Source organism: Pedobacter psychrodurus (genome assembly GCF_004331735.1).
Lineage (GTDB): Bacteria > Bacteroidota > Bacteroidia > Sphingobacteriales > Sphingobacteriaceae > Pedobacter > Pedobacter psychrodurus.
On sequence record NZ_SJSO01000010.1, the window covers coordinates 90744 to 105869 of the forward strand.

The following is a 15126-nucleotide window of genomic DNA, read 5'->3' on the forward strand; positions in this document are numbered from 1 at the left end:
GTTGCGATAAAGCCAAACCTGATTAACAAGCAGTTAAACTTTATTTACCTCGTATTCCCAAAATCGCATTACGGTATTAAGAAAGCATTAATAGGTGTAAATTATTTAATGGTAGAACAATCTATGTATATCAACCTAAGCACCTCCTCATTTAAAGGAGGGGGCTTGGGTTGGAGCGTTAATACAAAAAGTATAATTTATGAGTAAATTGTCGAATGATGTGCTTCTTCAGTCGGCAGGAAATTAATCCTGCCAACCTAGTAAGCATAGATATCCTTATTATCTGATTCGAAGATTAAAAATCATTTCAACATATCATAACGGATTATACATATAGGCGTATTTCCTTGATGAATCGTTTTATTTCCTTGATGAATATTTTTGGTCTTGTAGCTTTTCTTATACTTAAATTTCAGACTTTCACTAATTTTAATTCTTAAATCGCATCTATTTCTAAAAAACTAAAACTTTTCGCATCTATTGGCATAAAATCCATAGTTTTGATTTTTTGATCAACCTATGTCTATACTTTTAAAACGAAATACGTTAATTTTTATACTCATTGTACTTGTTGCTACTTTTACTTGTTTAAGTTTTTTCATTGCGCAGCATCAGATACTTGATTTTGACCTTAAAACTTCGTTGTTTATTCAGCAATACCATGCAGATTGGTTAGATAAATTAATGCTGGCAATCAGTTTTTTTGGCGAACTCCCTTATTCATTACTTTCGGTAGTAGTGGTGGCGATCATATTTTATCAGCAGAAGTATAAACGCGAAGGCCTATTCATTTCAACGGTTCTATTGTCTGGATTAATTATCCTGGGTATAAAAAATGTGATTAACCGTCCACGCCCTACTGCATTTTATGTACGATTGGTGGAAGTAAACCGGTTTCAGAGCTATCCTAGCGGACATGTACTTTCTTATACGCTCTTTTTTGGCTTTTTAATTATTTTGATGAGTACTTTGAAAAACGTGCCGAAGCTGACTAAAAATCTAGTGACTTATTTATCAGCATTTTTGATGATTACCATTGTACCATCCAGAATTTACCTAGGTGCACATTGGTTTACGGATACTGTTGGTGGTTTTCTGTTGGGATTAATTTGCCTTTTCCCACTTTGTTATTTTTATTTTAAAAAGAAAACAAATTAACTTTTTTCTTCCAGTTTTTCTTTTTTTCTGATCCTGCTCAAGGTTTCAATCCGCATTCCCAGATAGCTGGCTAAAAATTTTAATGGAACCCTAGACTTTATAGTAGGATATCCGATTTTAAATTGTTTGTACCTTACTTCTGCTGAAGGAATGCGTGATAAGATAGATCGCTCTTGCGACATATGGTAATGTATGGCCAATAACTTTCTAGCTAAAATGTTGGTTTCAGGAAATTGCAGATACATGTCGTCGATAAAACGATATGGGAGTATAAGCAATTCCGAATCTTCCAGTGCCTGATATTGTTCTTGATAAGTTGGAATAAGCGTTCCTGGATTTCGAATACTGCCAATCAGGTGATTTTCGTCGGTTAACCAGGCGGTAATATCTTTTCCATCATCCAGTACAAAAGCGCGTACTAAGCCTTTAACAATAAAGAATAAACAATCGCCACTAATATCGCTAAGGTTAGGCAAAACCTCATTCTTACGTACAGCGATTTTGAATGTTTCGGTTTTTAACCGTTCTATTATTTCTTCTCTTAATGGCTGCAGCTCATTTAAATACTTGGTAAGAGGATCACTTTCATGATTGGCAGCGGTCATAATATTTATCCAGGATTTTAAAACTATGCAAGCTATTACTTGAATACCGGATTTCCAAATATGAAAACGTGTGCAACAGCGAAAAAATTACAGTTGTCAAAATTTATTTTTCACAATATTGCTTTCGGAACCATTTTAAGGAATAAATTATTCGTCAAATTTTCACTTTGATAACTGTATTTTAACTTAATCATAAAAAAATCTGATAATTTTGCCGCCATGACGAACAATAAACCTAAAGCTTTCCTTTTCGATCTTAATGGAACCATGATTAATGATATGGCTTTCCACAATCATGCCTGGCATAACATACTTACACAAGATTTAGGTGCGAGTATTAGCTTCGATGCCGTTAAAAAACAGATGTATGGTAAAAACCAAGATCTGTTAGAACGTGTTTTTGGTGTTGGTCATTTCTCTCAGGAACAGATTGATCAGATTTCTATTGAAAAAGAGCATAGATATCAAGCAGCATATAAAAAACATTTAACCTTAATAGCTGGTTTAGACGATTTTTTAGAAAAAGCAAAACAATCAGGCATTCAAATGGCTATTGGTTCGGCAGCTATTCCATTCAATATCAATTTTGTACTCGATAATTTAAATATCCGTTCCTATTTTAAGGCAGTAGTAAGTGCCGAGGATGTGGTAAATAGTAAACCAGATCCGGAAACTTTTACCAAGGGCGCTGAAATTTTAGGCGTTGCAGCTAGCGAATGTATTGTTTTTGAAGATGCACCAAAAGGTGTTGAAGCAGCGCAGAATGCCGGAATGAAATGTGTTGCGCTAACAACTATGCACACCAAGGATGAATTTTCAGCTTACCATAACATTATAGCTTTTATAGAAGATTATACAGATCCCGTTATACAAGATCTTTTCTAAAATACATAAGGCTGTATCAAAAAGTTAAATTCGATTTGAATTGTCACATTGAGCTTCCCGATTAATCGGGACAAGTAGTCGAAACGCTCTGCCAAGGCCATTTAATCCAGTCCTTCGACAGGCTACCATTGATGTTATTCGTAATCATATAATGATAAGCACTTTATTTGCAATATACATTTCTGCCCAGCTAGGCCATAGTACTGTATCTTCGTTCTACTTAAATCCGGCCTAACAAATTTTTCGGGCTCTACTGCCCCAGCCATCCCCCTAGCTTCGAAAGAAAAATTTTCAGCCGGTGTTTTTTGTTTCTTTTTAACACCAAAAAGAAAGAGCCCATCGGCGGCGGCGAGCCGAGGCAAGGATGAGCCGTAGGATTAAAAATAATCAATTATATACGTCAATCATATTGATTATTATACAATAAATTATTCCGCAGGATGACAATCTATATTTATGATACTGCCTTATGTATTTATCATCGTTGGATGCAGGGATCACCAACCCGATTATTTAGAAAATTTATAAACCGAGCTTGTTTTATACACCTGTCCGGGCTTTAAAACAGTTGATGGAAAAGCGGGCTGATTTGGTGAATCTGGAAAATGCTGTGTTTCCAATGCAATAGCTGTTCTAAAATCATCTTTAGCACCAGTTTTAAAGGTATTTTTACTTTGCATAAAGTTTCCGCTGTAAAATTGTAAGCCTGGCTCCTGCGTATAAATATCCATCACTATACCCGACTTATCTCCTTTAACCGTAGCCGCATGGAACATGCCCATTGCTTTGGTTTTATTCAGCACGTAGTTATGATCATAACCTTTCCCGAAAGTTAACTGTTCGTTTTTATCGTTTATACGTGCACCAATAGTGGTTGCAGTAGTGAAATCAAATGGAGTACCCTTAACTTTTTCAATTTTTCCTGTCGGGATCAAGGTAGAATCAACAGGTGTATATTCATCTGCATAAATCTGCACCTCGTGGTTCAAAATCTCACCGCTTCCATCTCCATTTAAATTAAAAAATGCATGGTTTGTTAAATTTACGACAGTAATTTTATCTGTTTTAGCCTCATAATCCATTTTCAGTTCATTATCATCCGTTAATGTATAAGTTACCTTAACATCTAAATTACCAGGAAAATTTTCGTCGCCATCTTTTGATAAATAATGAAGCACTAAGCTATTAGCGCTCGGTTGACTGGCATCCCAAACTACATATTGATAGCCTTTTTTTCCCCCATGAAGGGTATTCTGTCCGTTATTGGTAAATAATGAATAGGTTTTACCCTCAAGCGTAAATTTACCTTTTGCTATGCGGTTACCATATCGGCCAATAGTTGCCCCGAAATAGGGCTCGGTCGATTTTTCGTAATCAGTAATACTTTTAAAACCCACCACCACATCAACTAAATTACCACCTTTATTGGGTACCAATAAGCTAACCAAGCGCCCACCGTAATTGGTAAAAATAGCTTCCGCATTATTCTTATTCTTTAAGGTATACAATGCTGTTTGTTTACCATCAATTTCTTTTTTAAAAGAATCGGCAACAAGTTTTACAACTGCTATTGAGTCGCCTTTTAAACTATCTGTTGATGAAGATTTTTTGGTTCCGGATTGACAAGATGCAAACCCAATTGCAGCCAGCACACTGAGGCTTGTTAATGATTGTAGTTTCATAAAATGGAATATTTGGTTTAGATTTTTAATTAAGGTTTTAAACATAAGTATATCACTTAACTTTACAAATAAAACGATTTAGAAGAATTCAAAAGCATATATTAAAGAATAATTTATTTAAACATCAGCAATGATACAATTTGTAGAATCGGTGATAACAAAATGTAGAATGATTAAAAATCTTTGATTTATTGTCATCGTCTTCCTGATCCGATAACTATCGGATTTATTTCAGAATCTTTTTAAAAAATGAGCTAAATACTAGATGTTGAACGGGTTTGGCATGACGATTATCATACAGCTTAATTGAACTTTCTACGTTTTTGTTTATTTGGCGATAATATTAACCAAATATCGATTAAAATTCGCTAAAACTGATTATTATTGCGGCAATCAAATCCCAAATATGAATCAAATCATTTCAACAGATCGTTACGACAAAATGCTATACCGCCGTTGTGGAAACAGTGGCATAAAATTGCCCGCAATATCGTTGGGTTTATGGCATAATTTCGGACATGTAAACGTTTTTGAAAACAGCAAAAACCTAATCTATACTGCTTTTAACAATGGAATTACCCATTTCGATTTAGCAAATAATTACGGTCCGCCTCCTGGTTCGGCTGAAGAAGTTTTCGGAAAAATTCTTCATGAAGATTTTAAAGGCTATCGCGATGAAATGATTATTTCAAGCAAAGCCGGATATACCATGTGGGATGGTCCTTATGGCGACTGGGGTTCGAAAAAATACCTGGTTTCTAGTTTAGACCAGAGCTTAAAACGCATGAAACTGGATTATGTTGATATTTTTTACCACCATCGCCCCGATCCTGAAACTCCACTTGAAGAAACCATGGGGGCTTTAAGTCTCTTGGTTCAACAGGGAAAAGCTTTGTATGTAGGCATTTCGAATTATAAAGCTGAAGAAGCCGCAAAAGCAATCAGAATTTTAAAAGATAACGGTACTCCGTGTTTAATCCACCAGCCTAAATATTCGATGTTTGAACGTTGGGTAGAAGATGGTTTACTTGATGTTTTGGCGCAAAATGGTGTAGGCTGTATTCCATTTTCACCATTGGCGCAAGGTTTACTTACCGATAAGTATCTGCATGGTATTCCTTCCGATTCGAGAATAGCTACCAGCGGCATTTTCCTGAAAGAAAGTAATATTACGCCCGAAAAATTAGCTGTAATTTCCAAATTAAATGATGTTGCTAAATCGCGCGGACAAAAATTAGCACATATGGCTTTATCGTGGATACTGAAAGACAAGAGAATTACCACGGTTTTGATAGGTGCCAGTAAACCAGAACAGATTACAGACTCAATTAAAGCTTTAGATAATATTGAATTTAGTGATACAGAAGTAAAACTGATTGATGAAATTTTAGGTTAAAACTGATCGTCATTCCCACTCGTTTGGGAATGACGTTTCTAAAAATCGATCGTCATTGCGAGAAGTCTTTTCAGCCGACGAAGCAATCTTTTATGTTTACCTCTCGTTAAAAGAATTGATTCTTCCAATGAAGAATTGATTACGCAATGATCATACATAACAACATGAATATCAGTATTTTGATTTTAAATTAGTGCTTACAGGAAGTGAAAAGTGAAAGGTAGAACCAGCACCGTAATTACTTTCTGCCCAAATTTTACCATGATGTAAATTTATAATCTCTGCACTGAGGTATAAACCTATCCCAAAACCCGAAATGGTTTTAGTTTGTTGGTCTTCCACGCGATAAAACCGATCAAAAAGTTTAGCCAGATCATGAGACTGAATGCCAATGCCTTTATCTGATACAGAAACATGCATTTCGTTTCCAATAACTTCTGATTGTACCAAAATTGTACTGCCATGATCTGAATATTTTACAGCATTACTAATTAAATTTGAAATAACAGAACCAATCTTATCTTTATCTGCATTGATAAATTTAGACTCTCCCTCTACAAAAATAATCTGATTTGATGAATAGACCAACCTCAAATCTTCGACAGCATCACAAACTAACTTATCGAGGTCAAAATCAGATAAATTCAAGTGGATTTTTCCAAACTCTAAACGGGATACATTTAAGAAAGAACTAATCATTGAGCTCATTTTCCGGATCTGTTTTTGAACTTTATCTAAAGTATTCACTACAAAAAGATCGTTTAAGCTTTTATTCTGCATCAATTGGATGTAAGCACTAATAGAGGTTAAAGGTGTTTTTAACTCATGGCTTACCATACTGATAAAATCATTCTTCTGCTGTTCTTCTTTTATGCTAATCAAGACCTGTTCCTGATCTAGTGCTTCTCGTTGTAGTTCAGTCTCTTTAATGGCTTTTTTAGCCTTAACCATGTCGGTCACATCGCTTGCCGTATGAAGAATACAATAAGGTATCCCAGATTCATCCTTAATGGCCCGGTATTCATAGGAATAATAAGCGGTCTGTAATCTCCCATTTCTCATGGTTTCAGCTGGAATAGCATCTCCTTTATCTGTAATCCCTGTTAGCAGCACATTTTTCAGCATATTGATAAAGGGCTGATCTTTTAATTCAGGCACAGCCTCTTCTAAAGGTTTTCCGATAATAGAACGGTCTTTACCCCAAAAAGCAATCATGGCATCGTTAGCCATTTCAATTACGATGTGCTCTGAAGTATATATGGCTGTTGCATCTTTCGATAAAGAAAGAACCTCTAAAATTTGATTATTACTTAAAACCTTTGAATAACTTGCCATTTATACATTGAAGATTAAAGTTCGACTACACTAATGTTTTTGATTAAAATAAATCGTACTAACTATCATACAAGTTGGCCTTTACAAATGTTTGGTTAGCCAGTTAAATTATTAACTTTTTATCATCTAACATTTAATTTATCGCGTATTTTCTGTTTAAGTATGCCTGCGGCCTGGGTGTATCCTCCATCTGCCCCATCAACAAAATGAATGTGATCATCCTCTAAATCCCTAACGTAGCAAGACATGATCGACTCACCACTTACGTAGAGGGCATATAAAATTTCGTTATTCTTTTCGAGTCGGTTAAGCTCATTTTGCAAGGTTAATCGTTGCTTCGCAGTTCCGGTAATTACGGTATTTATCCTCCCGTCTATCACCAGTGTATCAGACATTTCTACAAGCTGTTTAAGATATTTTTTACCACGCTCCGTTCGGAAATAGATATATCCATAAATATTGATGAACCATGATTTAATCAGTTCAAAAAATTTAATCTTTCCTATTCGGTGTTTCATCTCCTGCCCTAAACTGTTGAAGCTTGTTTTGAAAATTAATTTAGAAACAGAAATTGGCTGACGCTTTTCTGGACTTCCATAAATTTGATCGAGGTGATGGATCACTTTGCTGAACACTGTTGCCTGTTGTTGTATTTCTAAAGCTATAACGATCAGTGTAACTACCTCTTCACTGTTTTCGGGTGGTTCGATCTTGTCCCAACGACATTGCATACCACTTAAATCGATTTCATCGCTTGCAGTATCGTGGCCCGCTAGCATGTAATTTTCTCCTTTTATAATTTGTTCTGCATAAGCCAGACCATCGCCCAAAATAATGGGTATAGAAAACGTTTCAGCACTACTAAATCTACAAATGTTAAGCGTATGGCCTTGTTTGTAAATTTCATCAACAGGCATAATCCCAGCCCTTAAATCGAGGTTAAAATTTCGTAAGGTATTATCTTTGTATTTCAACAGCGATTTCATCACATCTTCTACAATACTGGGCGGAACAATAAAAGTGGCTCCATCACCACCAAAGAAGAATGGGACTGAAATGTTTGCTTTAAATGCAATATTAAGTACAGCAACAATACTTCCTGTAGCAATAAGATTAACATTTTCGTGTAAGCCTGAATTTACAGCAGCTGTTGAACTCTTGATATCGGTGATGATTACACACCAGCTTGCATCCACTTTTTCAAATAATCGATTTTGAATCAATAATTGATGTAATGGTATTTTATGAATGGGCAAATTGGAGTAGAAATGGTCTTCGCTATTTGGCATAATTCGAATTAGTACAGCCTAATATACGCATAAGAAAACCTTAAGTATTTCTAAACAAGTGATTAAAACTAATCTTATTTAGAACAAATAAAAATAATTTTGCTTTTATGCAGCAAAAGTGGTTCCTTTGCGCCAACTAAGAATTAATCTAAATAAAGATGAATAAAAAATTTACTTTTCTTTTAAATTTTATAGCTTTTTTTCTGTTTTTAGCGGGAAATACAATGGCACAAAGCAAAAACGGATCTGTTTCAGGCTCGATTAAAACCAGCGATGGCAATCCAGCAAGCTATGTGAGTGTTGGTTTAAAAAACACAGGAAAAACTACTCAAACAGATGAGAAAGGTAATTTTATCATCAAAAATGTAACACCCGGTACTTATACGATCAAAACATCTGCTATTGGCGTTTCTGCTCAGGAAAAATCGGTTACTGTTGTTGCGGGTCAGACTGCAAGTACTGATTTCACTATTGCAGAATCTTCCTCACAGTTGGATGAAGTAGCCATTAATGGTTACAAAACGCCAAACAGAAAGCCAGCTAACCTGGGTAAAATTGCCATTGCCCCTATGGATCTTCCACAGGCAGTGCAGATTATTGGCAATCAGGTAATTACTGACCAACAGGTAAATAGCCTGGGCGACGTAATGAAAAATGTGAACGGCGTAGCTTTAGGTGCTAATCGTGGTACCGTTGGTGAAAACTTCTTTGCCAGGGGTTATAGTTTAGGTAGCAATAATATTTTAAAAAATGGTGCAAGAACAAGTATTGGTGGCAGCCCCGAGGCGAGTACTTTAGAGTCGGTAGAGGTTTTAAAAGGAAGTGCTGCTTTGCTTTATGGTGGTGTAACTGGTGGAGCTGTTGTGAATATGGTTACGAAAAAACCTAAATTTGAAAATGGTGGAGAAGTAAGTATGAGAACAGGTAGCTATGATCAATACAAACCAATCGTTGATCTTTATGGACCAATATCAAAAAAACTTGCTTTTAGAGCAATTGGTACTTACGAGGATGCTGCCAGTTTTAGAAACAGCGTAAAATCTAACAGAATCTATGTTAATCCCTCTTTACTTTATAAAATTAGCGAAAAAACCGACATCTTGTTACAAGGCGATTATTTAAAAAATGACATGACACCAGATTTTGGTGTAGGAACTGTTGCCAATAAGATAGCCGATATAGGAAGAAATGCATTTGTTAATGCACCTTGGGCTTACAACAATACGAATACTGTTAGTACTCAACTAAATATTAATCACAAATTAAATGATACTTGGAAATTAAATGTGGTTGCTAATTTACAATCATATAACCGTGATTATTTTAGTGCCGAACGTCCATTTGCACTTTTAGCCGATGGAATTGCAAATCGTTTGGTTACACGAGCAAAGACAAAAGAATTTACTTATAATGAGCAAATTAATTTAAACGGATCTTTTAAAACTGGGAAAATTGAACATACCTTACTTGTAGGTTTAGATGCTGATCAATCAAGAACAACTTCTAACGGTTTTACTTTCAATAGTAATAATGCTGCTATGTTTAATTATGGAAATGTAAATTTGTTAGATCCATCTACATATTTTGGAAGTGGTATCGAGCCAACAGCAAACAATACCACAAGAACATTTGCTCCTGTATTTAGAATGGGTGGATTTGTTCAGGATTTAATAGCAGTTACTGAACAGTTTAAAGTTTTAGCAGGTATAAGATGGACGTTTCAAAAAACACCTACAACATCAATCACCAACCTAAGTAATGGAATTGAAAGCTCAGGAACAGCTATTGATAAAATTGACAAAGCGTTTTCACCTAAATTCGGATTCGTTTATCAGCCGTTAAAAACAACGTCAGTTTATATTAGTTATGCTAATAACTTCACTTCAAATACAGGAATTGACATTGCTACTGATGCGCCAATGGCTCCCTCAATAATAGACCAATATGAAGCCGGCATTAAAAATGATTTCCTCGAGGGCAGATTATCTGCTAATGTTACTGTTTACAGGATAAAAAACAGCAACTTAGCCCAGGCCGCTTTAGCCGATGCCACTAAGCGTGAATTTAGTGGTGCAACTGCTAGTGATGGTTTAGAGGTTGATTTAAGTGGAACTATTGTTAAAGGTTTAAACTTCCTTGCAGGTTATAGCTATAATTATTATCGTTACACTAACACTCTTGACAAAACAGGTATTATTGAAGGTGAAAGAGTAGTTGGAAGTACCAAAAACACGGCCAATGGTACTCTGTTTTACACATTCCAAGAGGGAGGAATTAAGGGGCTTAAACTTGGCGCAACAGCCGTATATACTGGTGATCGATTAGGAGGTAGAAATCAGACTAAATCTGGTACAACAACAGGCATTATTCCTTTAAGTGCTTTTACAACACTTGATTTATCAGTAGGATATTCTTGGAGAAAAATTTCCTTACTTGCTAAAGTTTCTAACCTAACCAATGAGCTGAATTATTTCGTTCACGAAAACTATAGTGTAAACCCAATTGCTCCACGCCAATTTTTAACTACATTATCTTATAAATTTTAATAACAAAAAATAGGTTAAACAAAAAGCTCCAGGTCGGCAGATCTGGAGCTTTTTGTTTTTATTAGTAGGCAATTCAAATATCGTCTATCGCTGTTATTTGTTTTTTTTCTTGATCAGCAAAGCGAAACCAATGGTTACAAGATATTTCCTCGTACTACTAATATAACGAGTTTGTTTAAGCCAAGAAAGGAACTAAAGTATAATTAGAATAGTACCTGATTTAAATAATTTAAAATAATAGTGAAATTCACCGTGGCGGTTTACTTTTTCAATTTCACATACTTTACCCGATTTACCATATTCATCAGATAATAAATCGCCAATTTTAATGTTATCTAACTGATTTACATTAAGGGATGCTCTTTTAATTAATGTAGCTGTTTTTTCCATAAGTTTGCAGTTTGGGTTATTTACGTAATCGAAAACGCTTTGGTTCTGTAGTACAGTAAATTACTTATTAATAAGCATCAAACATACAAAATTGTAGTGTTAATTAGCAATACACAATCTCATAAACTCGTTTCATATATAATGCTTCGTCTATCTTAATAAAAAACTCATGCCATTCTTCCCTGGTAAAAACTAAGCTAATATCAGGAAATGGGGTTGACAAAATAACAACCTGCCTCCCATCGGGCCTATTCTCTAAATAATCATCGAAATTGAGTTTTTTGGTAGCCACATAAAAGGCATCAAACTGATTAAAAGAAAAATTCATCAAAACGCCTGAGCGCCATATATTTAAAACTTTACAATTATTGCACTGAGCGATGGTGATGTTTTCGTTTTGAGCAAGAACAGTTGTTTTACACATGGGTTTACCTTAAATTGATTGATAGATTATAACAAATATAAATTCCACTTATTGATAAAAGCTGTGCAAAAAATGAAGTTATATCATAAATATAGATTTGTCATCCTGAGAGGTCAGTTTTTAACTGAAAAACATTGGAGTTGCAATGACAGGTTTTAGCGGTTCGTCATTCCCAACTTGATTGGGAATCGTAATGCAATAAGCTTTAAGATTCCCACCTGCGTAGGAATGACGGCCGATTTTTGGAATCTGTCATTGGTAGCGTAGTCGAAGGGCCTATTACATACTCTTTAAGGTGTTTCGACAGGCTCAACATGACAGCATCTGAGGTTAAATCGTCATTATGATACGACCTTATTTCTATTATTCTGCGTCGTAAATTACAACCTTTTCGAAGTAAATCCTGAATTCATCTAAGAAAGCTTTATGCAAAGGGTGAACCTGATAAACATCATGTGCAGCTAAATCTTCAAATAACAGCAGAAGGCTAAATGTATAAGTGGTATCTACAACAGCGCGCTCAATCGGTGCGGGTACGCCAATGTGAAAAGTTTTAACAACTTCAATATTTTCTAATGTTTGTAAACTATTGCGGAAAGCAACTTTCTGCTCGTCGGTGGTATCGGCTTTTAGCCAGAATAAAACGTGGTGTGCGATCATTTTTTTAATTTTTTCCAAATATAATGAAAGCCGGAAAAGATCATAAGCTTTATCCAAAAACACTTTTGGCTTTATCGATAGCCTTTATTAAATCGATTCCCTTGCCGAGTACACCTTTAAACAGATCTCCTTCAACTTTTAAGCGATCGATGGCATTAAAAACATTAAAATCTTTCATTTTTAAGCCCGGCTTAACTTCGTCCCAATGCAAAGGCATTGATACTGTTGCACCAATTTTCGGCCGTAATGAATAAGGTCCGGCAATAGTTGCCCCTGGCCTATTCTGCAAAAAATCTAAATACATTTTACCTTTTCTGGCCGCGATCATACGCTCAAGTGAAGTATACTCTGGTATTTGATTATGCACCAGGTTAACCACAATTTTAGCAAACATCTGGCTTTGCTCGTAACTATATTTGGCATTTAAGGGAATGTAAATATGCATTCCGGTTGATCCCGAGGTTTTGCAGTAACTGGGAACATTTATGGCATCTAACACTTTTTTAGTTTCCAGAGCTGCTTCAACCACCTGATCAAAAGTATGTTTATCGGGATCTAAATCAATTACGCAGTAATCGGGATTATCAGGGCTTTGTACACGGCTAAACCAGGGATTCATTTCTATGCAGCCTAAACTGGCCATCCAGAGTAATGAAGCTTCATCTGTTCCGACAAGGTATTCTTTTTTTTCGCCTTCGCCATTTTCATAAGGAAAAGTTTCGGCCCAATCTGGTGCTTTTCCTTTTACATCTTTCTGGTAAAAACTAGGGCCATGAATTCCACCCGGAAAGCGGTTAAGCGATTGTGGACGGTCTTTCAGGTAAGGCAAAATATATTCAGCAACCTGGTAATAGTAGTTAAACATCTCTCTTTTGGTTACTTTATCTTCTGGCCAATATACTTTACTCAAGTTGGTGAATTTAAGTTCGTGACCTTTAATTTTCCTTACCTGCGTTTCATCTTTCGGATTCAGCAAAGTTTTAGGTTCTTTACTTTTTGGTGCTTTTATTGCCTGCGCATGCGGGTTTTCTTCTTTAGTGTTGTCAACAATTTTTTCTGTTGGCATTTCCATTTCTCTTACAACTTCTCTGGCTTTTTTATCTTCACGCATACCTTGAAAAGATGGGTGACGAAAAACACCATCATCGGTTACTTCAGCAAAAGCAACTTCGCATACCAATTCTGGCTTTAACCAGGTTGCTTTTGCATTTGGTGGATTGGGCCTAAAGCGTGAGGGTTTATTTACATCGGGCATACTTTCGAAGGGGCTTTTGTCGATAATAATCAGTTTAAACTGCTCCATCATTGTTTTTTGCAACTTATCAGAAAACCCTGTTCCAACCTTACCTACATATTTTAATTTCCCTTTCTCATATACGCCCAACAATAAGGAGCTGAAAGATTTGGAGGTGTCTGCATTTTTGGTAAATCCTGCAATAACCACTTCTTGCCGCTTGTGTACCTTAATTTTCAGCCATTCTTTCGATCTTCGGTCTGTTGCGTAAATGCTATCTGTTTTTTTTGCGATAATACCCTCCAAGCCCATTCTCTCGGCCGCACTAAAAAAGTCGACTCCGTTGGCTTTAAAAACTTTCCCAAGGCGCACACGGTCATCATCCGTTGGCAATACATCGTTCAATATGGCTTGTCGCTGATAAAGTGGCAGTTCCATCAGGTTCTTACCGTCGTACCAGAGGATATCGAAGACATAAAAAACAAGTTCGCCATCCGCTTCGCTTCGCCAATTCTGCAATGAGCCAAAATTAGATACACCTTTGCTATTTAACACCAGTATCTCGCCATCAAACACTGCATTTATTTTCCAATCTAAAAGCAGATCGTAAATGGGATAAAATTTTTCGTTAAAGGATTTATTATTTCGCGAAAACAAATCAACCTTTCCTTTATTGATAGATGCCAGCGCGCGATAACCGTCCCATTTTACCTCATACTGCCAATTATTATCGTCGAAAGGTTCGTCAACCAAAGTGGCTAGCATGGGTTTTATCCCTTTTGGCATGGCTGTTTTGGGTGCTTTCTTCAGTATGGCTTTAACGTCTATCGTTACGTCATCACCAACTGGCTTGATTTCTTTCGTTACTATTTGTTTCGGGCTTTTTTTTTCAGTTTTTAAATCCTGCTCCTTCCCTTCTTTCCAAACCTTATCGGATGTTTTTTCCATCTTTTCGATTGTTTTTCCAGAAAGCACTGATTTATCTTCTTTGGTAATGTCTTTTGTGGAAGCATAATAATCTTTATGTTTGATTAACAGCCAACCGTTTTCACCCATACCATGGGTTTTAACAAGCGCAAACTCGCCATGAAGCTTTTCCCCGTTTAGCCTGATTTTTAAAGAACCATCTTTTAGCTGTCCTAATAAATGTTTTTCCTGTGCTTTTTTGCCTTTAATCGCTTCTATAGGCTCATAAGTTCCTTCATCCCATACAATAACGGTTCCGCCGCCATACTCGCCCTCAGGGATAATGCCTTCAAAATCTTTGTAATCGTATGGATGATCTTCTACCATCATGGCCAAGCGTTTGGTTTTCGGATCGGTAGATGGGCCTTTCGATACGGCCCAGCTTTTTAGAACACCTTCCATTTCGAGCCTGAAATCGTAGTGCAGCCGTGAAGCATCATGTTTTTGGATCACAAAATGTAATTTGTTCCGATCGCTGCTTTTACCCGATTTTGGTTCGGTAGTCTTCGAGAAATCACGTTTGGCAACATACTTTTTCAAACTCATAACGAATGTT

Annotated in this window: 12 protein-coding genes; 4 read left to right on the forward strand and 8 right to left on the reverse strand. The window is 36.1% G+C overall.

The window, feature by feature from the left end:
- Positions 1-519 precede the first annotated feature (519 nt).
- A complete protein-coding gene (locus EZ456_RS13770) occupies positions 520-1158 on the forward strand; it encodes a phosphatase PAP2 family protein (protein WP_131531060.1) in 639 nt (212 codons plus the stop codon).
- Here the strand turns inward: EZ456_RS13770 and EZ456_RS13775 are convergent.
- Positions 1155-1763 (reverse strand): Crp/Fnr family transcriptional regulator, encoded by a 609-nt coding sequence (locus EZ456_RS13775; RefSeq protein ID WP_131531062.1) that lies wholly within the window; start codon positions 1761-1763, stop codon positions 1155-1157. The genes EZ456_RS13770 and EZ456_RS13775 overlap by 4 nt on opposite strands.
- 219 nt (positions 1764-1982) lie before the next feature.
- Between EZ456_RS13775 and EZ456_RS13780 the strand changes: the two genes are divergently transcribed.
- Positions 1983-2648, forward strand: coding sequence for an HAD family hydrolase (locus EZ456_RS13780; protein ID WP_165501323.1), 666 nt, complete (start codon positions 1983-1985; stop codon positions 2646-2648).
- A gap of 509 nt (positions 2649-3157) precedes the next feature.
- Here EZ456_RS13780 and EZ456_RS13785 read toward each other — a convergent pair.
- Entirely contained in the window at positions 3158-4330 is a 1173-nt protein-coding gene (locus EZ456_RS13785; protein ID WP_131531066.1) for an aldose epimerase family protein, read from the reverse strand.
- Positions 4331-4736: 406 nt separating this feature from the next.
- On the opposite strand from EZ456_RS13785, the gene mgrA reads away from it, so the two are divergent.
- Positions 4737-5726: an L-glyceraldehyde 3-phosphate reductase gene (mgrA, locus tag EZ456_RS13790; RefSeq protein WP_131531068.1), complete on the forward strand. Its 990-nt coding sequence runs from the start codon at positions 4737-4739 to the stop codon at positions 5724-5726.
- A 171-nt stretch (positions 5727-5897) separates the two neighbouring features.
- Here the strand turns inward: mgrA and EZ456_RS13795 are convergent, their stop codons facing one another.
- Together EZ456_RS13795 and EZ456_RS13800 are read right to left on the reverse strand one after the other, a co-directional pair.
- Positions 5898-7061: a sensor histidine kinase gene (locus EZ456_RS13795; RefSeq protein ID WP_131531070.1), complete on the reverse strand. Its 1164-nt coding sequence runs from the start codon at positions 7059-7061 to the stop codon at positions 5898-5900.
- A gap of 122 nt (positions 7062-7183) precedes the next feature.
- A complete protein-coding gene (locus EZ456_RS13800) occupies positions 7184-8350 on the reverse strand; it encodes a DUF3095 family protein (RefSeq protein WP_131531072.1) in 1167 nt (388 codons plus the stop codon).
- Positions 8351-8508: 158 nt separating this feature from the next.
- On the opposite strand from EZ456_RS13800, the gene EZ456_RS13805 reads away from it, so the two are divergent.
- Positions 8509-10896, forward strand: a complete 2388-nt coding sequence (locus EZ456_RS13805; protein WP_131531074.1) for a TonB-dependent receptor — start codon at positions 8509-8511, stop codon at positions 10894-10896.
- Positions 10897-11088: 192 nt separating this feature from the next.
- On the opposite strand, the gene EZ456_RS13810 is transcribed toward EZ456_RS13805, so the two are convergent.
- The 4 genes from EZ456_RS13810 to ligD form a co-directional block, all read right to left on the reverse strand.
- Positions 11089-11286: a hypothetical protein gene (locus tag EZ456_RS13810; protein WP_131531076.1), complete on the reverse strand. Its 198-nt coding sequence runs from the start codon at positions 11284-11286 to the stop codon at positions 11089-11091.
- A 103-nt stretch (positions 11287-11389) separates the two neighbouring features.
- A complete protein-coding gene (locus EZ456_RS13815) occupies positions 11390-11710 on the reverse strand; it encodes a hypothetical protein (protein ID WP_131531078.1) in 321 nt (106 codons plus the stop codon).
- Positions 11711-12073: 363 nt separating this feature from the next.
- The gene (locus EZ456_RS13820) at positions 12074-12370 is read right to left on the reverse strand and encodes a Dabb family protein (RefSeq protein WP_131531080.1); all 297 of its coding nucleotides are present in this window, start codon (positions 12368-12370) and stop codon (positions 12074-12076) included.
- Between the two features lie 49 nt (positions 12371-12419).
- Positions 12420-15116 carry a DNA ligase D gene (gene ligD, locus EZ456_RS13825; protein ID WP_131531082.1) on the reverse strand — a complete coding sequence of 899 codons (2697 nt, stop codon included), beginning with the start codon at positions 15114-15116 and terminating at the stop codon, positions 12420-12422.
- Between the last annotated feature and the right edge of the window lie 10 nt (positions 15117-15126).

Coding starts and splice junctions, on each gene's coding strand:
- EZ456_RS13770 (WP_131531060.1), top strand. CDS start 520: ATGTCTATACTTTTAAAACGAAATACGTTAATTTTTATACTCATTGTA.
- EZ456_RS13775 (WP_131531062.1), bottom strand. CDS start 1,763: ATGACCGCTGCCAATCATGAAAGTGATCCTCTTACCAAGTATTTAAAT.
- EZ456_RS13780 (WP_165501323.1), top strand. CDS start 1,983: ATGACGAACAATAAACCTAAAGCTTTCCTTTTCGATCTTAATGGAACC.
- EZ456_RS13785 (WP_131531066.1), bottom strand. CDS start 4,330: ATGAAACTACAATCATTAACAAGCCTCAGTGTGCTGGCTGCAATTGGG.
- mgrA (WP_131531068.1), top strand. CDS start 4,737: ATGAATCAAATCATTTCAACAGATCGTTACGACAAAATGCTATACCGC.
- EZ456_RS13795 (WP_131531070.1), bottom strand. CDS start 7,061: ATGGCAAGTTATTCAAAGGTTTTAAGTAATAATCAAATTTTAGAGGTT.
- EZ456_RS13800 (WP_131531072.1), bottom strand. CDS start 8,350: ATGCCAAATAGCGAAGACCATTTCTACTCCAATTTGCCCATTCATAAA.
- EZ456_RS13805 (WP_131531074.1), top strand. CDS start 8,509: ATGAATAAAAAATTTACTTTTCTTTTAAATTTTATAGCTTTTTTTCTG.
- EZ456_RS13810 (WP_131531076.1), bottom strand. CDS start 11,286: ATGGAAAAAACAGCTACATTAATTAAAAGAGCATCCCTTAATGTAAAT.
- EZ456_RS13815 (WP_131531078.1), bottom strand. CDS start 11,710: ATGTGTAAAACAACTGTTCTTGCTCAAAACGAAAACATCACCATCGCT.
- EZ456_RS13820 (WP_131531080.1), bottom strand. CDS start 12,370: ATGATCGCACACCACGTTTTATTCTGGCTAAAAGCCGATACCACCGAC.
- ligD (WP_131531082.1), bottom strand. CDS start 15,116: ATGAGTTTGAAAAAGTATGTTGCCAAACGTGATTTCTCGAAGACTACC.